General features: G+C 74.1%; 22 protein-coding genes and 2 tRNA genes. 9 read left to right on the forward strand and 15 right to left on the reverse strand.

Translation table 11 applies throughout. The annotated features are described in order from the left end of the window. Positions 1 to 20: 20 nt before the first annotated feature. Entirely contained in the window at positions 21 to 803 is a 783-nt protein-coding gene (locus DOO78_RS18250; RefSeq protein ID WP_111471306.1) for a TerC family protein, read from the forward strand. A 107-nt stretch (positions 804 to 910) separates the two neighbouring features. Here the strand turns inward: DOO78_RS18250 and DOO78_RS18255 are convergent, their stop codons facing one another. Further along, complete coding sequence (locus DOO78_RS18255) at positions 911 to 1738, reverse strand: SDR family NAD(P)-dependent oxidoreductase (protein WP_111471307.1); 828 nt, start codon at positions 1736 to 1738, stop codon at positions 911 to 913. A 39-nt stretch (positions 1739 to 1777) separates the two neighbouring features. Between DOO78_RS18255 and DOO78_RS18260 the strand changes: the two genes are divergently transcribed. Both DOO78_RS18260 and gmk read left to right on the forward strand, forming a co-directional pair. After that, a complete protein-coding gene (locus DOO78_RS18260) occupies positions 1778 to 2677 on the forward strand; it encodes a YicC/YloC family endoribonuclease (protein ID WP_243634592.1) in 900 nt (299 codons plus the stop codon). A gap of 28 nt (positions 2678 to 2705) precedes the next feature. After that, the gene (gene gmk, locus DOO78_RS18265) at positions 2706 to 3335 is read left to right on the forward strand and encodes a guanylate kinase (protein ID WP_111471308.1); all 630 of its coding nucleotides are present in this window, start codon (positions 2706 to 2708) and stop codon (positions 3333 to 3335) included. Between the two features lie 16 nt (positions 3336 to 3351). On the opposite strand, the gene DOO78_RS18270 is transcribed toward gmk, so the two are convergent. Next, positions 3352 to 3867 carry a DUF4142 domain-containing protein gene (locus DOO78_RS18270; RefSeq protein ID WP_165838965.1) on the reverse strand — a complete coding sequence of 172 codons (516 nt, stop codon included), beginning with the start codon at positions 3865 to 3867 and terminating at the stop codon, positions 3352 to 3354. 285 nt (positions 3868 to 4152) lie between these two features. Here DOO78_RS18270 and DOO78_RS18275 point away from each other — a divergent pair, with 285 nt between their 5' ends. The 4 genes from DOO78_RS18275 to DOO78_RS27615 all read left to right on the forward strand — a co-directional run bounded on the left by DOO78_RS18275 (position 4153) and on the right by DOO78_RS27615 (position 8625). After that, positions 4153 to 5724, forward strand: coding sequence for an alpha-amylase family glycosyl hydrolase (locus DOO78_RS18275; RefSeq protein ID WP_111471310.1), 1572 nt, complete (start codon positions 4153 to 4155; stop codon positions 5722 to 5724). 83 nt (positions 5725 to 5807) lie between these two features. After that, a complete protein-coding gene (locus DOO78_RS18280) occupies positions 5808 to 6170 on the forward strand; it encodes an HPF/RaiA family ribosome-associated protein (protein WP_111471311.1) in 363 nt (120 codons plus the stop codon). A 162-nt stretch (positions 6171 to 6332) separates the two neighbouring features. Beyond that, positions 6333 to 8222 (forward strand): PHA/PHB synthase family protein, encoded by a 1890-nt coding sequence (locus DOO78_RS18285; RefSeq protein WP_111471312.1) that lies wholly within the window; start codon positions 6333 to 6335, stop codon positions 8220 to 8222. A 244-nt stretch (positions 8223 to 8466) separates the two neighbouring features. Further along, positions 8467 to 8625, forward strand: coding sequence for a hypothetical protein (locus tag DOO78_RS27615; protein WP_165838966.1), 159 nt, complete (start codon positions 8467 to 8469; stop codon positions 8623 to 8625). A gap of 55 nt (positions 8626 to 8680) precedes the next feature. Here the strand turns inward: DOO78_RS27615 and DOO78_RS18290 are convergent, their stop codons facing one another. The 12 genes from DOO78_RS18290 to DOO78_RS18340 all read right to left on the reverse strand — a co-directional run bounded on the left by DOO78_RS18290 (position 8681) and on the right by DOO78_RS18340 (position 18899). Next, a complete protein-coding gene (locus DOO78_RS18290; protein WP_111471313.1) occupies positions 8681 to 9853 on the reverse strand; it encodes an MFS transporter in 1173 nt (390 codons plus the stop codon). A 38-nt stretch (positions 9854 to 9891) separates the two neighbouring features. Continuing rightward, positions 9892 to 9974 (reverse strand) — tRNA-Leu (locus tag DOO78_RS18295). Between the two features lie 15 nt (positions 9975 to 9989). After that, a complete protein-coding gene (locus DOO78_RS18300; protein ID WP_111471314.1) occupies positions 9990 to 10907 on the reverse strand; it encodes an NAD(P)-dependent oxidoreductase in 918 nt (305 codons plus the stop codon). Between the two features lie 93 nt (positions 10908 to 11000). After that, the gene (locus tag DOO78_RS27620) at positions 11001 to 11153 is read right to left on the reverse strand and encodes a hypothetical protein (RefSeq protein WP_165838967.1); all 153 of its coding nucleotides are present in this window, start codon (positions 11151 to 11153) and stop codon (positions 11001 to 11003) included. 279 nt (positions 11154 to 11432) lie between these two features. Then, positions 11433 to 12542, reverse strand: coding sequence for an enolase C-terminal domain-like protein (locus DOO78_RS18305; protein ID WP_341538244.1), 1110 nt, complete (start codon positions 12540 to 12542; stop codon positions 11433 to 11435). 90 nt (positions 12543 to 12632) lie between these two features. Then, positions 12633 to 12923 carry a hypothetical protein gene (locus DOO78_RS18310; protein WP_111471316.1) on the reverse strand — a complete coding sequence of 97 codons (291 nt, stop codon included), beginning with the start codon at positions 12921 to 12923 and terminating at the stop codon, positions 12633 to 12635. A 254-nt stretch (positions 12924 to 13177) separates the two neighbouring features. Beyond that, complete coding sequence (locus tag DOO78_RS18315; protein WP_243634593.1) at positions 13178 to 14131, reverse strand: SAM-dependent methyltransferase; 954 nt, start codon at positions 14129 to 14131, stop codon at positions 13178 to 13180. Continuing rightward, positions 14124 to 14492 (reverse strand): DUF423 domain-containing protein, encoded by a 369-nt coding sequence (locus tag DOO78_RS18320; RefSeq protein ID WP_111471318.1) that lies wholly within the window; start codon positions 14490 to 14492, stop codon positions 14124 to 14126. Before DOO78_RS18320 ends, DOO78_RS18315 begins: the two co-directional genes overlap by 8 nt. Positions 14493 to 14582: 90 nt before the next feature. Continuing rightward, the gene (gene nfi, locus DOO78_RS18325; protein ID WP_111471319.1) at positions 14583 to 15323 is read right to left on the reverse strand and encodes a deoxyribonuclease V; all 741 of its coding nucleotides are present in this window, start codon (positions 15321 to 15323) and stop codon (positions 14583 to 14585) included. 65 nt (positions 15324 to 15388) lie between these two features. After that, complete coding sequence (locus DOO78_RS18330) at positions 15389 to 17020, reverse strand: long-chain fatty acid--CoA ligase (protein ID WP_111471320.1); 1632 nt, start codon at positions 17018 to 17020, stop codon at positions 15389 to 15391. A gap of 159 nt (positions 17021 to 17179) precedes the next feature. Further along, the gene (locus DOO78_RS18335) at positions 17180 to 18094 is read right to left on the reverse strand and encodes a metal ABC transporter solute-binding protein, Zn/Mn family (protein ID WP_111471321.1); all 915 of its coding nucleotides are present in this window, start codon (positions 18092 to 18094) and stop codon (positions 17180 to 17182) included. Positions 18095 to 18143: 49 nt separating this feature from the next. Continuing rightward, positions 18144 to 18899, reverse strand: a complete 756-nt coding sequence (locus DOO78_RS18340) for a hypothetical protein (RefSeq protein ID WP_111471322.1) — start codon at positions 18897 to 18899, stop codon at positions 18144 to 18146. Positions 18900 to 19086: 187 nt separating this feature from the next. Between DOO78_RS18340 and pip the strand changes: the two genes are divergently transcribed. Then, on the forward strand, positions 19087 to 20037 hold the full coding sequence (gene pip, locus DOO78_RS18345) for a prolyl aminopeptidase (protein ID WP_111471323.1): 951 nt from the start codon (positions 19087 to 19089) through the stop codon (positions 20035 to 20037). A gap of 43 nt (positions 20038 to 20080) precedes the next feature. On the opposite strand, the gene DOO78_RS18350 is transcribed toward pip, so the two are convergent. Next, a complete protein-coding gene (locus tag DOO78_RS18350) occupies positions 20081 to 20590 on the reverse strand; it encodes a ferritin-like domain-containing protein (RefSeq protein ID WP_111471324.1) in 510 nt (169 codons plus the stop codon). A 122-nt stretch (positions 20591 to 20712) separates the two neighbouring features. On the opposite strand from DOO78_RS18350, the gene DOO78_RS18355 reads away from it, so the two are divergent. Beyond that, a tRNA-Arg gene (locus DOO78_RS18355) sits at positions 20713 to 20789 on the forward strand. Positions 20790 to 20868 lie beyond the last annotated feature (79 nt).

Consider the following 20868-nt stretch of genomic DNA (forward strand, 5'->3'; position numbering starts at 1 on the left):
TAATTCGGGACAGAAGCAGAATGGACAGCGAGATCGTCGTCGCCCTCATCGCCCTGATCGGCATGGAGGTGGTGCTGGGCATCGACAACCTGGTCTTCATCGCCATCCTCTCGAACCGCCTGCCGGAGCACCAGCGGGTGAAGGCGCGGCGGATCGGCCTTGGCCTCGCCGTGCTGATGCGCTTCGCCATGCTGGCCGGCACCGGCTGGCTGCTGAGCCTGACCCGGCCGCTCTTCGAGGTCTCCGGCATGGCGATCTCGGGCAAGGACCTCATCCTGCTGTCCGGCGGGCTGTTCCTGATCGGCAAGGCGACGATCGAGATCCACCACCGGGTCGATCCCGCCAGCCAGGAGGCGACGACGGTGGCGAATGCCGCCATGGCGCTGTTCTGGCCCACCGTCTTCCAGATCCTGCTGCTCGACATGGTCTTCTCGGTGGATTCCATCCTGGCCGCGGTGGCGCTGACCCGCGAGTACTGGGTGATCGCCACCGCCATCGTCGTCTCGGTGCTGGCCATGCTGCTCTCGATGGACGCGCTCTCGCGCTTCATGGAGCGCAACCCGACGGTGGTGATGCTGGCGCTGGCCTTCCTGGTGATGATCGGCATGGTGCTGGTGGCGGAGGGGCTCGGCTTCCACGTGCCGAAGGGCTTCGTCTACGTCGCCATGGCCTTCGCCGCGGCGGTGGAGGGGCTGAACCTGCTGGCCAAGCGGGCCGGGCGCGGCCGGCGCGCCGGCAGCCCCCCCAAGGCGCCGGCGAAGACGGTGGTGGCGGAGGCCGCGCCGGGCGAGACGCCGCGCTAGAGCAGATCCTGTCCGGATGACCTCATCCGGACAGGTGAAGATGCTCTGAAAACAATAGTCTGGGGCGCTCCTCCTGAACCGGTGTTCAGGAGGAGTGCCCTAGGCGGTCACCCCACCCCCGGCAGCATCCCCTTGGCCGGCGCCATGGCGAAGAGCGCGGCGCGCAGCCCGGGCGGCAGCGCCCCGCCCAGCCGCGCCGCGAGGTAGATTGGCCAGGGGAAGGCGATCCGCAGCCGGCCGGCGGCGATGCCGGCCAGCGCCCGCCGCGCCGCCTCCCCGGGCTCCATCAGCAGCGGCATGGGGAAGCGGTTGGCCGCCGTCATCGGGGTGCGGATATAGCCGGGGCAGACGGCGTGCAGCCGGATGCCGCGGCGGCGCTCGGTGGCGTCCAGCGCCTCCGCCCAGCGCTGCACCGCCGCCTTGCTGGCGCAATAGGCCGGCGCCCCGGGCACCGCAATGAAGGCGGCGATGGAGGCGATGACGGCGACCCTGCCGCGCAGCCCCCCCGACCCCGGCGCCTGGGCGGCCATGGCGTCGATCGCCGGCAACGCGGTGTTCAGCGCCCCGGTCACATTGGTCTCGAAGATCGCCCGCGCCTGCTCCGGCGGCTCCGTCGCGCCGCCGGTGCCGGCCGAGATGCCGGCATTGGCGATGACCAGGTCGAGCCGCCCCGCCCCGGCGATCCAGCCCCGCATCGCCGCGGCGTCGCGCACATCGATGGCTTGCGGCAGGGCGGTGGCACCGGCGGCGCGGCAGGCCTCGGCGGTCGCCTCGAGTCGGGCCGCGTCCCGCCCGCCGAGATGCAGCACCGCCCCCGGCCGGGCGCAGGCGAGCGCCAGGGCCTGGCCGATGCCGGAGGAGGCGCCGGTCAGCAGCACGTGCCGCCAGGGGTGGTCCGGCCGCGTCGCCCCGCCCGTCGCCTGCTGCTGCCGCATCGCTTGCATCCGATCCCCCGAGGCGGGAGAAACCGCCCGATGGGCACCCTTATGAGCATGACCGGCTTCGCGCGCGAGAGCGGGCACCTCCCGGACGGCGCCGCCTTCGCCTGGGAGATCCGCAGCGTGAACGGCCGCGGCCTCGATCTCCGCCTGCGCCTGCCGGGCGGCCAGGAGGCGCTGGAGCCGGCGCTGCGGGAGGCGACCACCCGGCGCCTGAAGCGCGGCAACGTCTCGGCGACCCTCACCCTGAAGCGGGAGGAGCGGCCGCGGCTGGCCGTCGACCCGGCGGCGCTCGACCAGGCGCTGCACCTCGCCCTCGACCTCGCCGCCCGCATCCCCGGGGCGCCGCCGCCGCGCCCCGAGGCGCTGCTGGCCCTGCCCGGCGTGCTGCGGGCCGAGACGGCGGAGAGCGACGAGGCGGCGGAGGCGGCGCGGCGCGGCGCCCTCGCCGCCGCCTTCGAGGCGGCGCTGGCCGGCCTGGTCGCGGCGCGGCAGGCCGAGGGTGGCAAGCTCCGCGCCATCCTGGCCGGGCTGCTGGACGAGATCGCCGCGCTGCGCGAGGCTGCGGCGGCCGAGGCGGCCGGCCAGCCCGAGGCGCAGCGGGCCCGGCTGCTGGAGCAGGTGGCGGGGCTGCTCGGCGAGGGCGGCATCGCCCGCATGCCGCCGGAGCGGCTGGCGCAGGAGGTGGCGCTGCTGGCGCAGAAATCCGATGTCCGGGAGGAGCTGGACCGGCTCGCCGCCCATATCGAGGCGGCGCGGGCGCTGCTCGCCGCGGGCGAGGGGGCGGGGCGCAAGCTCGATTTCCTGACCCAGGAATTCGTGCGCGAGGCCAATACCCTCTGCGCCAAATCCGCGACGGTGCCGCTGACGCGCATCGGCCTCGACCTCAAGGCGGCCATCGAGCGGCTGCGGGAGCAGGCGGCGAATGTCGAATGAGCAGCGGCGCGGCCCTGCCCCGCCGGGGATGACGCAGCCCGGGCGGCGGGGGCTCTGCCTGGTCCTCGCCGCGGCCCCGGGGGGCGGCAAGACCAGCGTCTCGCGCGCCCTGCTGGCGACCGAGCCGGAGCTCTCCCTCTCCGTCAGCGCCACCACGCGGTCGCCGCGGCCGGGGGAGCAGGACGGGCTGCACTACCATTTCCGCACCCCGGAGGCCTTCGCCGCCGGCGTCGCGGCGGGCGAGTTCCTCGAGCATGCAAGTTTCCTCGGCCACGCCTATGGCACGCCGCGGGCGCCGGTGGAGCAGGCGCTGGCCGCCGGCCAGGACGTGCTCTTCGACATCGAGTGGCAGGGCCACCGCCAGCTCAAGGCCTCGATGCCGGACGATGTCGTCGGCATCTTCCTGCTGCCGCCGAGCCTCGCCGAGCTGGAGCGGCGCATGCGCGGCCGCGGCCAGGACGCCGAGGAGGAGATCGCCCGGCGCATGCAGGCGGCCCGCACCGAGATGGAGCACTGGGACGAGTTCGACCACGTGCTGGTGAACGAGGATTTCGCGACGACCGTCGCCGCGGTGCGCGCCGTGCTGCATGCCGCGCGCACCCATCGCAACCGTCAGCCCTGGCTCGCCGGCTTCGTCAGCGGCCTGCTGCGCGGCTGAGGCCGCGCCGCCTGCCTCAGCCCAGCATCTGCGCCAGCTCCTGCAGCATCACCAGGTGCTGCTGGATCGAGACCCGGGCGAGGGCGGCGATGTGCTGCGTGTCCTCGCTGCGGTTGGTGTTCTCCAGATAGCCCTGCTGCACCAGCAGCAGCGCTTGGTGCTGCTGGATCTGGCCGAGCACATAGGCGCGGTCGAAGGCGGCGCCCTGCTGCGCCTGCAGGGTTTGCAGCACCGCCGCGTGGTCGGCGTCGAGCTTGACCGGCGCGGGGTTCTCGGAGTTCGTCAGCACCTGCGCGAGCACGGTCTGCTCGGCGATCTCGAAGCCGGCGAACTGCTTCACCTGCCGGTGCTGCGCCCGCTGCAGCGCGAGCTGGCTGGTTTCCTTCGACAGGCTGCCGCCCATCAGCGTGCGGCTCTTATACTCGCCCGGCGAGACGCGCGGCACGGTGGCCACCTGCGCGGCGGCGAGGCGGGGCGCGAGGGAGAGCGCGGCGAGGCCGGCGGAGCCGAGCAGGGCGATGCGACGATCCATCATGGTCTGTCCTTCCAGAGGGGGCCCGCGGCGGGCGCGGGCCATGCCGGCCAGAACGGCGTCGCGGCGCGCCGGTTCGGCGGGCCGGCCGAGGGCGGTGGAAAACCATTGTGGGAACCCCCGCAAAGCTGGAAGGTTTGCGCTTGCCTGCTGCCGGAGGTTGTCCCGTGAAGACCTTCCTCGTCGCGCTGGCGGCCGGGCGGCACCGCCCGCCGGGCCTGTCCTCGACCGCCGCGCGCCGCGCCCGCCATGGGCCGGGCCATGGGCTGGGCCGGGACTGAGCGCATGCCGCCATGGTGGCAGGACGGGGTGATCTACCAGGTCTATCCGCGTTCGTTCCAGGACAGCGACGGCGACGGCATCGGCGACCTGCCGGGCATCGCCGCCCGCCTCGATCACCTCTTCGCGCTTGGCGTCGACGCGGTCTGGATCTCGCCCTTCTATCCCTCGCCGATGGCGGATTTCGGCTATGACGTGGCCGATCACTGCGATGTCGATCCGGTCTTCGGGCGCCTCGCGGATTTCGATGCGCTGGCCGCCGCGGCGCAGGCCCGCGGGCTGCGCGTGATCCTCGACTACGTGCCGAACCACACCGCCGACACGCATCCCTGGTTCCGCGCCAGCCGCGCCGCGCGCACCGACCCGAAGCGCGACTGGTATGTCTGGCGCGACCGCGCGCCGGATGGCGGCCCGCCCAACAATTGGCTGAGCGAGTTCGGCGGCAGCGCCTGGACGCTCGATCCGGCGACCGGCCAGTATTTCTACCACGCCTATTTGCCGCAGCAGCCCGACCTCAACTGGCGCAACCCGGAGGTGCAGGATGCCATGCTGGCGGTGCTGCGCTTCTGGCTCGACCGCGGCGTGGACGGCTTCCGGGTGGATGCCATCCACCACCTGATCGAGGATGCCTGCCTGCGCGACAATCCGCCCGACCCGGACTGGCGGCCCGGCCAGTCGCCGGCGCGCCGGTTGCTGCGCGCCCGCACCATGGACCAGCCGGAGGTGCAGTCGGCGATCGCCGCCATGCGCCGCGTCAGCAACGCCTATCCCGGCCACCGGCTGCTGATCGGCGAGGCCTATCTGCCGATCGACCGGCTGATGGCCTATTACGGCGAGGCGCTCGGCGGCTTCCACCTGCCCTTCAACTTCCACCTGCTCTCGACGCCCTGGCAGGCGGAGGCCATCGCGGCGCTGATCCGCCGCTACGAGGCGGCGCTGCCGGAGGGCGCCTGGCCGAACTGGGTGCTCGGCAACCACGACCGCAGCCGCGTCGCCAGCCGCCTCGGCCCGGCGCAGGCGCGCGTCGCCGCCATGCTGCTGCTCACCCTGCGCGGCACGCCGACCATCTACCAGGGCGAGGAACTCGGCCTCACCGATGTGCGGATCGAGCCCGCGCAGGTGCAGGACCCCTGGGAGAAGCGCGTGCCGGGCCTCGGCCTCGGCCGCGACCCGGTGCGCACGCCGATGCCCTGGGATGACGGGCCGGAGGGCGGCTTCACCACCGGCACGCCCTGGCTGCCGCTCGGCGCGGCGCATCGCGCCGCCTCCGTCGCGGCGCAGGCCGGGGATCCGGGCTCCATGCTCTCGCTCTACCGCGCGCTGCTGGCGCTGCGGCGGCGGGAACCGGCCCTCGCCCTCGGGGCCATCGAGGCGGTCGAGGCCACGGGGGAGGTGCTGCGCTACGAGCGGCTGGACCTGGCGACCGGACGGCGCCTGCTGGTCCTGCTCAACTGCGGCGCCGCGCCGGCCGCGCCGCCCTGGCAGGGCGCGGCGCTGCTCTCGACCCATGGCGCGCCGCCGCCTGCCGGCCGGCTGCGGCCGCAGGAGGGGATCGTCGTCGCGCCCGATGCGGGGTGAGCGGCGGCGCCGCATCCCCGGCCGTGCAACGGCGCCGCCGGCCTCGCGTTCGAAGCCGAGGACCGCAAGGGGAGAGACGCCACATGGTCACGCGTCAGGACGCCGGCGACATCGCGTCCCGCATCATCGTCTCCGGGCACCAGGTCGCAGTCGGCGAGGCGCTGCGCGACCACGCCACCGAGGCGCTCGACGACCTGTCCCGCAAGTATTTCGGCGGTGCCGAGGACATCGCCTGCACCTTCTCCCGCACCGGCGATGGCGGCTTCGGCTGCGCCATCCGGGTGCATAGCGGCAAGGGCCTGCATTTCGACGGCGAGGCGGAGCACGCGGCGGCGCCGGCCGCCTTCAACCTGGCGCTGGAGCGGGTGGCGAAGCAGCTCCGCCGCCGCAAGCGGGAGCTGCGCGAGGACAAGCCGGTGAACCCGACCCGCGACGGCGTGCTGTAGCGCCGGCGCGTCCCGGCGGATGCCGATGATGGTTGTCTGGCCCCCGCAGGGCCGGGCACCATGCGGCCGTGACGCGGGCGGCAGCGCCCGGCACATCGCCGGCTGCCCATGAGCCAGGACGGCGCAACGCGGCAGCCGGGACAGGGCAGGGAGGAGAAGGCCATGGCCGACCAGGACACCGGCAGGAATGCGGCAGCGGCGGGGTTCGGCACGATCCCGGGCGCGGAGGCGATGCTGGCCTCGCTCGCCTCCTGGACCGCCGCGATGCCGCAGGCCTCGGCCGCGGGGGCGCTGAGCGACGCGACCCTGGCCGAGGCATTGCGCCAGGCCAAGACGCTGACCGACCGCGACCCGCTGCTGCGCTCGGTCGATGCGATGTGGAACGCCAACCCGCTGCGGGAGGTGATCCCGGTCGATTGGGGCGAGGTGGCGCGGGCGCTGCGCCTCGTCTGGATGCAGTCGCTCTCCGACCCGGCCTCGACCTTCGCCTCGGCCACCGCGCTCGGCGCCAATGTCTGGCGCGCCGCGCTCGATGCCTGGACCGAGGCCGGGCAGCGCTGGCTCGGGGATGTCGCGCCGGAGGCCAAGGCCAGCGCCGACAAGCGCTTCGCCGCGCCGGAATGGCAGGCCAACCCGGTCTTCCGCACCTTGAAGGAGGCCTATCTGCACGCCTCCGACTGGCTGTTGCAGCGCGGCAAGGCGAGCGCCGGCCTCGACCCGGCGGAGCGGCAGCGGCTGGAGTTCCACCTGCGGCAATTCGTCGATGCGATGAGCCCGACCCTGCTGCTGGCGAGCAACCCCGTGGCGCTGAAGCGGGCGATGGAGACGGGCGGCGCCAGCCTGGCCAGCGGCGCGCGCAACCTGCTCGAGGACGTGCAGGCCGGCCGCCTCTCCATGGTCGATGCCAAGGCCTTCGCGCCGGGGCGCAACCTGGCGATGACGCCGGGCAAGGTGGTGCACCGGAACAAGCTCGTCGAGCTGATCCAGTACGCGCCGCAGACCGAGACGGTGCATGCCCGTCCGCTGCTGATCCTGCCGCCCTGGATCAACAAGTTCTACATCATGGACATGCAGCCGAAGAACAGCCTCATCGGCTTCCTGGTGAAGCAGGGCTTCACCGTCTTCGTCGTGTCCTGGAAGAATCCCGACGCCTCGATGGAGGAGACCAGCATCGAGGACTACATGGATCTCGGCGTGCTCGAGACCAGCGACGTGGTGCGCGAGATCACCGGCAGCGACACGCTGAACGTCATGGGCTACTGCATCGGCGGCACCCTGCTGGCGATGGTGCTGGCCTGGCTCGCCGCCGGCGGCGACAAGCGCTTCGCCTCGGCGACCTTCATGGTCTCGCTGCAGGACTTCTCGCGCGTCGGCGACACGGCGGTGTTTCTCGGCGAGGGCGCGATCGATTCCATCGAGGCGCAGATGATGCAGCGCGGCTACCTCGACAGCCGCGAGATGTCGAACATGTTCAACCTGCTGCGCTCGAACGACCTGATCTGGGCGAATGTCGTCAACAACTACCTGCTCGGCGAGAAGCCGCCGGCCTTCGACCTGCTCTACTGGAACAGCGACGGCACGCGGATGTGCCGCGCCGCGCATGCCTGGTACCTGCGCAACACCTATGTCGACAACAACCTGATCACCCCGGGCCGCATCGTGCTGAAGGGCCGGCCGCTCGACCTCGGCGCCATCAAGCAGGACATCTACGCCGTCGGCGCCGAGAAGGACCACATCGTGCCCTGGGACGCCGCCTGGCAGATCACCCGGCTCGCCGGCGGCAAGGTGCGCTACATCCTCGGCTCCTCCGGCCACATCGCCGGCATCATCAACCCGCCCGGCGGCAAGGGCAGCTACTGGACCTCCGACGAGCCGGCGAAGACCGCCGAGACCTGGCGCCGCGGCGCCACCAAGCATGACGGGAGCTGGTGGCATGACTGGGCCGCCTGGCTGGCCCAGCATGCCGGGCGCAAGGGGAAGCCGCCCGCCCTCGGCAGCGCGGCGCATCCGCCGCTCGCCGACGCGCCGGGCACCTACGTGCTGGAGAAGTAGGGCGCGGCATCGCCGGCCGATCCTTGGGCTTTGGCAAGGATCGGCCGCGGCGGAGAAATGGGGCCGACTGGATTCCGAGCTCGGCCCGTCTTGCAGGTCCCAGGCGTGCGGCGGACCGTCCGCCGCATCCCCTTCCGGTGTTCCTCCTCTCCCTCGTTCCCGGCGTCGGCGGCTTCCACCGTCTCCCGCAGGACCATGCCCTGCGCCAGGCGGCGCCGAGGCGCGGATCCTGCCGACCGCGGCCTTGGCGATCCGCGGCTGCACCGCCGAGACCATCGTCCCCAAGCTCGCCCGCCTGCCGGAGGGCGAGTTCCACGAGGCGACCGTGCCCTCCTTCGCGGCGCAGGCGGCCTTTCGCGCCGTGGCCCGCGCCTACCGCATACCGACCGCGAGCCGGCGCTGAACCCGACCGCGCTGCTGGCCACGGCCGCGCCGCGTGGGCCGTGGGCAGCGTGGCTTCAGGCGGCCGCCGGGCGGCGCCGCAGCATCCGGAACGCGGCATAGAGCGGCAGGCAGGCCAGCAGCAGCGCCGCCGCGAAGGCGAGCGCCGCCGCCGGGCCGCCGAGGCGGTCCTGCCACCAGCCGGCGATGGGCGGCAGGCCGGCATGGCCGAGATAGAGCCAGGTGTAGAACAGCCCCATGCCGGTCGCCCGGCTCTCCGGCCGCAGCGCCTCGGCGGGCATGGCCATGATCACCCCGACCGGCAGCCCCTGCGCCAGGCCGAGCAGGACGAGCACCGGCAGCGGCGGCGCCTCGGGCGGGAGCAGCGGCAACAGTCGCAGGCAGGCCGCCCAGCCGACATAGCTGCCGACCAGCAGCGCCGGCCGCCAGCCCGGGCGCTGCGCCAGGATGCCGCCGAGCTGCCCGGCGGCGACGCTGATCCAGGTGATCAGCCCGACCAGCGAGCCGGCCGCCGCCGGCGTGCGGCCGGCGCCGATCAGCAGCAGCGGCAGGAAGGCGGCGGTGATGGTGAAGGCGCCGTTGATGATGCCCCACATGGCGCCGGCGAGGGAGACCAGCACCGCCTCCCGCCGCGGGATGCGCCAGCCGCCCGGCCCCGCCGCCCCGCGGTCGTTCGGATGCTTCCGATAGCCGAGCAGCACGAGGAGCAGCGCCGCCGCCGCGGCGAGCGCCGTCGCGCCCAGGGCGGTGCGCCAGCCCTGGCTCGCCGCGAGGCCGCCCTGCACCAGCAGCGCCAGGCCGAGGCCGATGGGGAAGGAGTTGACGAAGACCGTCATGGCCAGGGTGATCTCGCGGCCGGCGAACCAGTCGGTGATCATCTTCGCCATGAGCACGTTCAGCAGCACCGCGCCGAGGCCCGAGAGCAGCCGCCCGGCGGCGAGGCTGGCCTGGCTGTCGGCCAGGGCGGTGACGGCGCCGCCCACCGTCATCAGCGCCAGGCCGAGGACGACGATGCGCTTGTCGCCGAAGCGGCGGCCGAGCAGCCCGCCCGGCAGGGCGAGGGCCAGGCCGGGCAGGAAGTAGAGGCCGATCAGCGCGCCGAGATCGGCATAGGAGAGGCCAAGCCCGGCCACCAGCGGCGCCCCGGCCGAGGCGAGCGACTGGAACTGGAACCCCATGCTGGTCCGCGCCAGGGTAAGGACCGCGAGGGCGAGCCAGCGGGGTTCCATGCAGCGGGCTCTCCCGGGTGGTGGGATCGGCGCGGGGATGCCCGCCGGGGGACTCGAACCCCCACATCCTTGCGGATTGCGGATTTTAAGTCCGCTGCGTCTACCATTCCGCCAGGCGGGCCAGAAGCGAAGGAGCCTACTTGCCCTCGCGCGCGATGCGCCGGCAATGCTCCAGCGCGGCGCCGATCAGGTTGTCGCTCGCCTCCGGGGTGCGGAAGGCGGCGTGGGAGGTGAGGGTCACGTTGCGCAGCCGGGTCAGCGGATGGCCGGCCGGCAGCGGCTCCTCCACGAAGACGTCGAGCGCGGCATGGCCGAGCCGCCCCTCCTGCAGCGCCGCGATCATCGCCGCCTCGTCGACGATGGCGCCGCGCGCCGTGTTCACCAGGATCGCGCCCGGCTTCATGCGCGCCAGGTGCTCGGCCGAGAGGAAGCCGCGCGTCTCGTCGCTCAGCAGCAGGTGGATGGAGACGACGTCGCTCTCGGCCAGCAGGCGTTCGAGCGCGACGAATTCGACCCCGGGCAGGGATTTCGCCGAGCGGTTCCAGGCCAGCACCTTCATGCCGATGCCGGCGCAAAGCCGCGCCATCTCGGCGCCGATGCCCCCCGTGCCGACCAGGCCGATGGTCTTGCCGGTGAGCTGCGTGCCGACCACGCGCGGCCAGTCGCCGCCGCGGATGGCGGCATCCATCATCGCGGTCTGCCGCGCCGCGTCCCACATCAGGGCGAAGGCCATCTCGGCGACGGCGGTGTCGCCATAGCCCTTGATGATATGGACGGTGACGCCGAGCGCGGCCAGCGCGTCCGGGTCCATGTAGCTGCGCGCGCCGGTGCCGAGGAAGACGATGTGCTTCAGCTCCAGGCATTGCCGGACGATCTCGGTGGGGAAGGCGGTGTGGTCGTCGATGGCGATCTCGTAGCCCTTGAGCAGGGCGGGCAGCGCCTCCGGCCGCGTCTCCGGGTCGCGGTGGATCGCCACCTCCGGGTCGCCCGGCCGCAGCAGCCGCTCGGTCACCGCCGCCAGGGACGGGTTGGCATCGACGAAGAGTGCGCGCATGGCGGAACGGTCCCCCGGTTCGGTGCGGGCATGGTAGCGGCGCGGCCGGATGGGTCCAGTCTGCGGGCCCAGTCTGCGGGCCCAGTCTGCGGCTCAGCGCCGCCCGGCCCCGTCGGGGAACCGGTCGACGGAGGTGAGGCCATCCCGGGCCCCGATCGCCTCGTCATAGGTCATGCTGCCCCGCATCGGCCCGCCCGGCAGCCGCAGCCCGACCACCGGTCCGCAACCCGCGAGGCCGAGCACCAAGGCCGGCAGGACGAAAGCCCTGCCGCTTACCCAGCCGCCTGCCGTTGCCCTGCCGCGGCTTCGCCGCGGCAGGCTGTGACGGATCTTCGACCAGAGGCGACTCACGGGGCCCCCACGGCGTCGCGCAGCGATGTCGCGGGGAGAAGTTAGAGCGCCTATCAAAACCGTCGCTGCTCGTTGTCCTGACGCGGCTTTGCCGCGGCAGGCTGTGACGCCCCTTGGACAAGAGGGAACTCCATGGGGTCCCCGCAAAGCCGCGAAGCGGTTTTGTGGGGGTTCTTAAACGTCCGCCCGCCACCGCGCCAATGCCGCCTCGTCCCAGTCGAGGCCAAGCCCCGGCCGCTCCGGCACCTGCGCCAGGCCGTCCTTCACCACCAGCGGGCTGCGCAGCAGCGGCCCGGCGATGTCGAGATGCTCCAGCAGATGCGCCGTCGGCGTCGCCGGCAGCAGCTGCGCGCTCGCCTCGATGAAGATGTGCGAGGACATCGGCACGCGATGCGCCGCCGCCAGCGCCGCCGCCTGCTGCCAGCCGGTGACGCCGCCGATCTTCATCGCATCCGGCATGCAGAGATCGACGGCCCCGGCCGCCAGCGCCCGCGCCATGCCCCGCGGCCCCCACCAATTCTCGCCGCCTTGCACCGGCAGGCGCAGCGCCCGGCGCAGCGCCGCCAGCCCGGCATCGTCATCGACCGGCAGCGGCTCCTCCAGCCAGCGCACGTCAAGATCCTGCAGGGCGAGGCCGCGCCGCTCCGCCTCCGGCCGGGTGAGGGCCTGGTTGTAGTCGACCAGGATCTCCACCTCGGCGCCGACCGCGCCGCGCACCGCCCGCACCGTCTCGAGGTCGTCCTCGAGCCGCGCCTGGCCGAGCTTGAACTTCACCGCCCGGGCGCCGAGCGTGGCGACGGCGCGGCCCGCCTCCTCGGCCAGCATCGCCGCGCCCCAGCCGCGCAGCGAGGCGTAGACCGGCAGCGACCGCGGCGCGGCGCCGAGCAGCCGGCAGAGTGGCTGGCCGGCCGCCTGGCCGAGCGCGTCCCACAACGCCATGTCGATGGCCGAGAGGGCGATCTGCACCAGCCCCTCGGTGCCGAGGATGCGCAAGCCGTCATGCAGCTCGGCCCAGAGCGTCGCCGGCGCCAGCGGCCGGCCGGCAAGCCCGGCGCCGATGTTGCGCACCAGCGCCGCGGTCGGGCCGAGCGCGGCCGGGGTGTAGGGGAAGACATAGGCGCAGCCCGCGGGCCCTTCCGCCGTCTGCACCTCGGCCAGGACCAGCGGCGCGCGCGGGATGGTGTTGAGGCTGTTGCGCAGCGGCGGGTCGAGCGGCGCATCGACCGCACGGGCGGTGACGCTGCGGATGGTCAGCGGCGGGGTGATGGCGCGTCTCCTCGGCAGGCTTGCGGGCGATGCTGCCGGATCGCCGCGCCAGGGTCGAGGGGCGGCGGGGCGGCCGTGGGGCCCGCCCCGCCGCGATCCGCGGCCGCCTTATGAGAGGGCGGATTCGCGCTCCCGGGTCGTCGCGGCCGCCGGCGCCGCGCTCCCGCTGCTCGTCGTCGCGTCCAGCAGCCGGCGCTCGCGCCGCGTCAGCATCCGCCGCGCCACCAGCCAGGAGATGGGCAGGGCGATCAGCATGCTGAGGGCCGCGGCCCCGTAATAGAGGCTGGCGGCGAGGCCAAATTGCTCGCGCAGCCCGGGGATCACGGCCAGCGGCAGGGCGAGCGCGCCGAAGCACACGGCGGCGACCGGCATGAAGGCGAGGGCGGCGATCTTCCACATCGGATGGGCTCCTTCCTCTCCGGCGGCGGATGGGGAGGGCGATCCGCCCCGGCGCGGCGTTGCGTGCCTGCACGGGAACGACTCCATGGCGTCGCGGTTGCGGGGAGCGCCCGCGGTCGCCGGCCGGGCCCCTGGGCGTGCTCGGACGCCGGGCGCAACCCTCCGGTTTGCCTGGGCCTTCGCGGCATGAGCCGCGGCGCCCATCCGGGCGCTCGGCCCTGCGGGCCGCAGGTCGGAACCCCGTGCGCCGGGTATCAGCCAGGCTCCAGCCGCACGAACATCAGCTCGTGCCGGTTGTGCGCGCCGTGGAACAGCAGGGCGCCGGGGATGGCGGCGAATTCGGCGGCGATGTCGTGGTCGGTCTCGCCCTGGAACTTCACCGTGCAGACCAGGTGCCGCGCCCGCCCCGCCTCCAGCCAGCGCCGCACCAGCGCCAGCAGCCGCGCCGGGTAGCAGATGACGTCGCTGAACAGCCAATCGACCGGCGGCAGGCTCAGCGGGTCGAGGCCGAAGGCGCTCTCCTGGCGCGTCTCGACAGTCGGCAGGGCGGCGATGGCCGGGTCGAGCGGCGCCTTGTCCACCGCCGTCACCCGGGCGCCGAGCCGGGCCAGCGCCCAGCTCCAGCCGCCGGGCGCGGCGCCGAGATCGAGGCAGGTCTCGCCTGGCAACGGCCAGCGCCCGGCCCGGGTCAGCGCCTCCCACAGCTTGAGATAGGCGCGGGAGGGCGGGCCCGCGCGGTCCTCGAGGAACCGCACCTCGCCATTGACGAAGGGGCTGGTCTTGGTCGGGCTGGCCAGCAGCCGGTCCGGCGCCAGCAGGGTCCAGGCGCCGAGATGCCCGGCGGGCGCCGGCTCGGGGAAGGCGAGGGGGCGGGCCTTCACGGGCGGCAGGCGCTCGGCGATCAGCGCCGCGCGGCGGTGCTGCCCGGCGGCGTAGAGCGCCCAATTGCGCTGGATCGCCCGCAGCGCATCGGCCGCCGCCTTCACCGAGGGGGCGGGCAGCTCGCGCGGCGCGGTCCAGGTGTCGAGCGCCCAGGCCATCGGCGCCGGCGGCTCCGGCGAGAGGGCGAGGCGGCCATGCCAGGCGGCGATGCGGCGGCCGGCCCGGCGCAGCTCCTCGGCCAGCGGCGCCTCGAAGCCCTCGGCGGCGAGATAGGCGGCGCCGATCCCATCCGCTGGCGGCGCCGACCCCGACACCGCCTCAGGCACGGATCACGGCCGAGGCGGCCAGCAGCCCCCAGGCGACCATCAGCAGCGTGCCGCCGAGCGGCGCCATCGGGCCGAGCGAGACGCCGCCGAGGGCGCTGGCATAGACGCCGCCGCAGAAGAGCAGCAGGCCGAGGGCGAAGCCCGCCGCCGCCAGGTTCGGCAGCGCGCCGGCCTGGCGCTCCGCCCAGAGCGCGGCGCCGACCAGCGCCAGGGCGTGCCAGCCCTGCATGGTGATGCCGTTCTGCAGCGCCATCAGGCGATGCGCATCGAGCCGCGCCGGCGCGGCATGCGCGGCCCAGGCGGAGAGGGCGACGGCGGCGAGGCCGAACAGGGCGCCGAGGGCGAGCCAGAGACGGTGCATGGGCGGGGCTTCGGGCGTTCCGGGACAGGGCGGTTGGGCGGGGCAGCGGGGATGTGTAGAGCGGATCGGGCGAGGGCGCGAACCAGGGCCTCAGCTCGATGCCTCGGGCTCGGCCGCCCCGGCCAGCGCCGCGCGCCGCACCGCATTCGCCGCCAGATGCGCCTGCCGCGTCGGCTCCGGCAGGCGGTAGCCGGTGAGGCAGCGCCGCACCCACTCGACCGCGCCCTCCGGCGAGATCCGGTGGCCGACCGAGATCCAGAGCGGGTTGGCCCGCCGCCGGCTGCGCAGCACCGTGCCGAGCCGCCGGCCCTTCCAGAGCAGCGGCTGCACCGCGCCCGGCTCCTCGCCGAGCGGCGCCTCCGGGCGACCGACCAGCGGCGACTTGGCGACGCCGATGCTCGGGATGTCGAGCACCACGCCGAGATGCGCGGCGATGCCGAGGCCGCGCGGATGCGCCACGCCGTGCCCGTCCACCATCACCAGGTCCGGCTTCGGCTCCAGCCGCGCCCAGGCGGCGAGCAGCGCCGGCACCTCGCGGAAGCCGAGATAGCCGGGGATGTAGGGGATGCTGGCGCGCAGCGATGCGCCGGCCCGCGCCACCACCTGCAGCCCGGGCCAGTCCAGCACCACCACCGCGGCATGCACCCAGCCCTCGGGGTCGAAGCGGGTGGTGCTGATATCGACCCCGCCCAGCAGCCGCACCGGCGGATGCGCGTCCCGTGGCACCACCCGCGCCGCAAGCTCGATCTGCGCCGCCTTCGCGGCGGCGAGGTCGGGCGGGGCCAGCCAATCCGGCGGGATGGCGGGGAGGTCCGTGCCGGCCTGGTCCATCTCCGCCCGCATCCTCCCTGTCCACCGGTTCCGGGGCGAACCCGGCGGAGCGGGGCGGGTTCCGTTCAGCCGGGCGGCTGCCGCAGCAGGTAGTCCTGGTAGTCCTGCCGCAGCGCCCGTTTGTTCAGCTTGCCCGTGGCCGTATGCGGCAACGCCTCCACCAGCAGCACCGCATCCGGCCGCCACCAGCGGGCGACGCGGCCATCCTCGTAGAGCGCGGCGACCGACTCCGGCGCCAGCGCCCGCCCGGGCTTCGGCACCACCAGCAGCAGCGGCCGCTCCTGCCAGCGCGGGTGATGCGCGGCGATCACCGCCGCCTCCAGCACGTCCGGATGCGAGACGGCGATGTTCTCGAGCTGGATGGAGCTGATCCACTCGCCGCCCGACTTGATGACGTCCTTGGAGCGGTCGACCATCTCGGCATAACCCTCGGGGTCGATGCTGGCGACGTCGCCGGTGCGGAACCAGCCATCGGCATCGGCGGCACCCTCCGCGCCGCGATTGAGATAGGCCTGGCAGACCCAATGGCCGCGCGCCTCGAGATCGCCGAAGGCGGTGCCGTCCCAGGGCAGCTCGGCGCCCTCGGCATCGGTGATGCGGATATCGGCGCCACAGAGGGCGCGGCCCTGCTTCAGCCGCACCCGCATCGCCGCCTCGGCCTCCAGCCCGGCATGGGCGGCCAGCGGCGCGTTGATCGTCACCATCGGGCTGGTCTCGGTCATGCCCCAGGCCTGCTGCACCGCGACGCCGTGGCGGGCGAGCCCCTCGATCATCGCCCGCGGTACCGCCGAGCCGCCGCTGGCGACGCGCCGGAGCGTCTCCAGCCGCGCGCCGCTGCGCTCCAGCACCTGCAGCACGTCGAGCCAGATGGTCGGCACGGCGGAAGCGAAGGTGACGCGCTCCTCGTTCAGCAGCCGCAGCAGCGAGGCGCCGTCGAGATGCCGGCCGGGCAGCACCAGCGCCGCCCCGGCCATGGGCGCGCAATAGGGCATGGCCCAGCCGGTGGCGTGGAACATGCCCGCCCCGACCAGCACCCGGTCGGTGGCGCGGAAGGCGAAGGCATCGGCGGTGTTGGCCGCATAGGCGTGCAGCATGGCGGAGCGGTGGCTGTAGAGCACGCCCTTCGGCCGGCCCGTCGTGCCCGAGGTGTAGCAGAGGGCGCTGGCGGTGTTCTCGTCGAAGACCGGCCAGGCCTGTTCCCCGGATTCGGCGGCGAGCAGCGTCTCGTAGTCGTGCAGCGCGATGCCGGGCGGCAGGGGTGGAGCCCCCTCGCCGAGTAGCACCACGGTGCGCAAGGCCGGCACGCGCGGCGCCAGGGCGGCGACCAGCGGCGCGAAGCCCGGATCGGCGAAGAGCGCCGCATCCGCCGCGTCGTTCAGGATGAAGGCAATGTCCTCCTCCGACAGCCGCGGATTCACCGTGTGGCAGACCGCGCCCATGCCGGAGACGGCGTAGTAGAGCTCGAGATGCCGGTGGCTGTTCCAGGCCAGGGTGGCGACCCGGTCGCCCGGCCGCACCCCGAGGCGGTGCAGCGCCTGCGCCAGGCGGCGCGCCCGGGCTTCGAGCGCCGCGTAGCCGATGCGGTGCGTGCCGCCATCGGCCAGCGCCGAGACGACCTCGGTCCGGCCGTGATGGCGTGCGGCATGGGTGAGGATGGAGGAGAGCAACAGCGGGTGGTGCTGCATCAGGCCGAGCATCGGCGGGCCTCCCACGGAGGGCAGGGTGGGTCCCGGCGGCCCGCGGCAGCATGGCCCGGGCGGCGGCCCGGCCGCGCGCAATTCCCGGCGATCCGCCCCCGGGGGCAGCGGGGCGTCAGCCGGCCCGGCCTGGCCGCGCGGCGGGTCCGCCGGAGGCCCTCACCCCCGCATCGCCACGGCCATCAGCCCGACATTGTGCCGCATCATCGCCTCATAGGTCGGGGCCGGGCCGTCAGGCGGGGAGAGGCTGTCGGCATAGAGCCGGCCGCGCGGCCGCACCCCGGCATCGGCGGCGAGGCGCTCCATCACCGCCTGGCTGCCCTGGCCTTCCAGGAAGACGGCGGCGATGCCCTCCGCCCGCACCTGGCGGATCAGCGCCGCCACCTGCGCCGCCGAGGGCTGCGCCTCGGGCGAGAGGCCCTGCGGCGCCAGCACCCGCACGCCATAGGCCGCGGCGAAGTAGCCGAAGGCGGCATGGCTGGTGAGGATCACCCGCCGCGCCGCCGGGATGGCGCCGAGGGTCTCGCGCACCCAGGCATCGAGGCCGGCGAGGCGGGCGAGGTAATCCGCCTCCGCCGCGCCGATCGCCGCCGCCCGCGCCGGATCGGCCTGCCGCAGCCCGGCGGCGATGGTGCGCGCATAGGCTCCGGCGAGGCGCGCATCCTGCCAGGCATGCGGGTCCGGCGCCTCCGCCCCATGCCCGGCGGCATGGCCCGTGGGCGCGGCGCGCAGCGGCGCGATGCCCTCGGCGGCGGTGACCAGCGGCCCGGCATGGCGGGTCGCGGCCAGCAGCCGGTCGAGCCAGGGCTCGAAGCCGAGGCCGTTGCGGATGACGAGGCCGGCGCCGCGGATCGCCTCCGCCTCCGAGGGGCGGGGCTGGAAGAGGTGCGGGTCGGTCCCCGGCCCGGCCAGCACCTGCAGCGGCAGGTCGCCGCCGCCGAGCTGGCGGGCCATGTCGCCGAGGATGGAGAAGGAGGCGACGATGCGGGGCCGCGCCTCGGCCCGGGCATGGCGGGGGAGGAGGCAGGCGGCGGCGAGCGGCAGCAGGGCGCGGCGGGGCGGCGAGACAGGCATGATGTTATAATATTACATCATGCGGCCCGAGGCCAGGGCCGCCATGGGATCAGCCGCGGCCGAGCCAGCGGCGCAGCCTCGCCAGCAGCCCCTCGCCGCGCCGCGCCACCCGCTGATGCGCCACATGCGGCCGCCGGGCCGGCGGCGGCAGGGCGCTCGCCACGGTGTGCCGCCCGGCATCATGCGCGGCGATCAGGCGAAGCTCGAGCCCGACCACCTGCGCCACGGCCTCCGGCGGGTCGGTGAGGCCGAGCGTCTCGGCGGTCGCCGCCGCATCCGCCCAGGCGCCGGCGCGGCGCAGCGCGTCGATGACGCGCACGGTCTGCTCGGGGTCGAGCGGCGGGCCGCCGCGCCAGAGCGCCACCGCCTCCAGCCGCCAGTGCCGGGCGAGCTCCTCCTGGTGGAGGTCGTCCGCCACCCAGGCGGCCTGCAGCGTCGCCTCGGCCGCCGCGTGCAGCGCGCCCGTCTCCTCCAGCACATGCGCCCAGGCGAGGAAGCGGCGGGCCAGCGGCGGGTGGCTCGCCTCGGCCAGCAGGGCGCGGAAGGGGGCGGCGGCCACCGCCTGCGCCGCCGCCGGATGCGCCTTGGCGATGTTCGGCGCGGCATAGCCGCAGGAGGGGCATTGCTGCAGCCAGCGCGCCATGGTGGAGCGCACCGGCTCGCCCGGCCGCAGATCGAGGTCCGGCGCCTGCTCCGGCGGGTTCGGGCGGAAGGGCGGCTGCCGGCTGCCGGTGCCGCAGACGGCACAGCGCGGCAGGGCTTCGGCCGCGGGGGGCCGGGACGGGGCGGAGGACGGGGCCGGCATCGGCGCAAACGTAGGCATGCTCATGGGAAAACCGAAGGGGCGACATGGCCGCGGCCGACGATTCCGCGGGACCGTGTTGCCAGGCTGGCCCCCGGGCGCCCCCGGGCGGCACGCCCCGGGCGGATCGGGGCGCGTTTCCGGCGACGCCGCTGTTGCCGGCGGGCCGCGCGCCGGGGATATTGCCCCCATGCCGCGCGGCGACCTGTTCCCCGATATCGCTCCCTATGAGACCGGATTGCTGCCGCTGTCCGGCGGCCATGTCATGTACTGGGAGCAGGTGGGCAATCCCCGCGGCCAGCCCGCGCTGTTCCTGCATGGCGGGCCGGGGGCCGGGGCGGGGGCGGTGCATCGCCGCTTCTTCGATCCCGGCCATTGGCGCGTGGTGATCTTCGACCAGCGCGGCGCCGGCCGCTCCCGCCCCCTCGGCGAACTGCGGGAGAACACGACGCCGCATCTCGTCGCCGATATCGAGGCGCTGCGCCGCTCGCTCGGCATCGAGCGCTGGCTGCTCTTCGGCGGCTCCTGGGGCTCGACGCTCGCCCTCGCCTATGCCCAGGCGCATCCCGAGCGGGTCACCGGCTGCGTGCTGCGCGGCGTCTTCCTCGGCCGCCAGGCCGAGGTGGAGTGGTTCCTGACCGGGCTGCGCCGGGTCTTCCCCGATGCCTGGGCGGCCTTCGTCGAGCATCTGCCGGCCGAGGAGCGGGGCGACATCCTCGGCGCCTATCTGCGCCGGCTCTGCGACCCCGACCCGATGGTGCACCTGCCGGCGGCCCGCGCCTGGAGCCAGTACGAGGGAAGCTGCAGCACCCTGCTGCCGAGCCCGGACACGGTGGCGAGCTTCGCGCAGGACCGCACTGCCCTCGGCCTGGCGCGGATCGAGGCGCATTACTTCGCGCACGACCTCTTCCTGCCGGAGGGTGGGCTGCTCGCGCATATGGGCCGCATCGCGCATATCCCGGCCGAGGTGGTGCAGGGGCGCTACGACATGGTCTGCCCGGCCGAGACCGCCTTCGACCTGGTGGCGGCCTGGCCGCGGGCGCGGCTGACGGTGGTGCCGGATGCCGGGCATTCGGCGCTCGAGCCCGGGGTGCGGACGGCGCTGGTGAGCGCCGTCGAGCGGTTCCGGCGGCGGGGGTGAGAGGCGGCGGGCCGCCGCGCCCGCCGGTTGGGCGTCGCCCGGGTCAGATCCCCGCCGTCTTGCCCTCGGTCTCCCGCTGCACATAGGTGCGCACGACCTCGGGCAGGGCCTGGCCCGCCCATTCGGCCATCGCCTCCTCCTCCTTCAGCGAGTCTTGCAGCAGCGGCTCGGCCTGCGTGTCGCCCGCCATGCGCGCCATCTCGATCAGCGCCTTGTAGGAGGCGATCTCGAAATGCTCGAAGGCGTAATTGGCGAAGCTGTTCTTCAGGATCTCGTCCTGCATCGGGACATGGGCGAGGGCCGCCATATTGCCCATGAAGCCGGTGGCAAGATCCTTCAGCGTGCTCGCGCTGGTGCCGTGCGCCTGCAGGATCTGCTCCAGCCGCTGCGATTGGCGGCGGGTCTCCTCGATATGCTGCTGCAGGCGCTGGCGCATGGCCGGGTAGTTCTCGATCCGCTCCACCTGGCGGGAGAGCAGCTGGTCCGCCTGCGCCTCGAGGGCATGCGCGTTGCGCAGGCCGGTGAGGTAGATGTCTTGGATGGAGCTGGCCATGATCGAAATTTTTCCTAACGACGCCATCCGGGCCAACGGGCGCGGGGCCGGGCCGGTTGCTTGCGTCGGCGGATGGACAGGGCGCTTCTAGCGCCGCGGCCGGTGTGCTAAGCGGGCATCACGTCTCCGTAGCTCAGCCGGATAGAGCACCAGATTCCTAATCTGGGGGCCGTGGGTTCGAATCCCGCCGGGGACACCATTTCCACCTAGCTCAATTGTTCTCCCCTGCGGGGACCTCGCCGTCAGGCGCAGGTTTTCCGCAGTTTTTGTGCTTCGGC

The sequence above is a fragment of the Roseicella frigidaeris genome (genome assembly GCF_003258945.1).
GTDB classification, from domain to species: Bacteria; Pseudomonadota; Alphaproteobacteria; order Acetobacterales; family Acetobacteraceae; genus Paracraurococcus; species Paracraurococcus frigidaeris.

Coding starts and splice junctions, on each gene's coding strand:
- DOO78_RS18320 (WP_111471318.1), bottom strand. CDS start 14,492: ATGCACCGTCTCTGGCTCGCCCTCGGCGCCCTGTTCGGCCTCGCCGCC.
- DOO78_RS18340 (WP_111471322.1), bottom strand. CDS start 18,899: ATGCCGGCCCCGTCCTCCGCCCCGTCCCGGCCCCCCGCGGCCGAAGCC.
- DOO78_RS18350 (WP_111471324.1), bottom strand. CDS start 20,590: ATGGCCAGCTCCATCCAAGACATCTACCTCACCGGCCTGCGCAACGCG.
- DOO78_RS18280 (WP_111471311.1), top strand. CDS start 5,808: ATGGTCACGCGTCAGGACGCCGGCGACATCGCGTCCCGCATCATCGTC.
- pip (WP_111471323.1), top strand. CDS start 19,087: ATGCCGCGCGGCGACCTGTTCCCCGATATCGCTCCCTATGAGACCGGA.
- DOO78_RS18285 (WP_111471312.1), top strand. CDS start 6,333: ATGGCCGACCAGGACACCGGCAGGAATGCGGCAGCGGCGGGGTTCGGC.
- nfi (WP_111471319.1), bottom strand. CDS start 15,323: ATGGACCAGGCCGGCACGGACCTCCCCGCCATCCCGCCGGATTGGCTG.
- DOO78_RS18330 (WP_111471320.1), bottom strand. CDS start 17,020: ATGCTCGGCCTGATGCAGCACCACCCGCTGTTGCTCTCCTCCATCCTC.
- gmk (WP_111471308.1), top strand. CDS start 2,706: ATGACGCAGCCCGGGCGGCGGGGGCTCTGCCTGGTCCTCGCCGCGGCC.
- DOO78_RS18255 (WP_111471307.1), bottom strand. CDS start 1,738: ATGCGGCAGCAGCAGGCGACGGGCGGGGCGACGCGGCCGGACCACCCC.
- DOO78_RS18270 (WP_165838965.1), bottom strand. CDS start 3,867: ATGGATCGTCGCATCGCCCTGCTCGGCTCCGCCGGCCTCGCCGCGCTC.
- DOO78_RS18335 (WP_111471321.1), bottom strand. CDS start 18,094: ATGCCTGTCTCGCCGCCCCGCCGCGCCCTGCTGCCGCTCGCCGCCGCC.
- DOO78_RS18300 (WP_111471314.1), bottom strand. CDS start 10,907: ATGCGCGCACTCTTCGTCGATGCCAACCCGTCCCTGGCGGCGGTGACC.
- DOO78_RS18260 (WP_243634592.1), top strand. CDS start 1,778: ATGGGCACCCTTATGAGCATGACCGGCTTCGCGCGCGAGAGCGGGCAC.
- DOO78_RS18275 (WP_111471310.1), top strand. CDS start 4,153: ATGCCGCCATGGTGGCAGGACGGGGTGATCTACCAGGTCTATCCGCGT.
- DOO78_RS18310 (WP_111471316.1), bottom strand. CDS start 12,923: ATGTGGAAGATCGCCGCCCTCGCCTTCATGCCGGTCGCCGCCGTGTGC.
- DOO78_RS18290 (WP_111471313.1), bottom strand. CDS start 9,853: ATGGAACCCCGCTGGCTCGCCCTCGCGGTCCTTACCCTGGCGCGGACC.
- DOO78_RS18250 (WP_111471306.1), top strand. CDS start 21: ATGGACAGCGAGATCGTCGTCGCCCTCATCGCCCTGATCGGCATGGAG.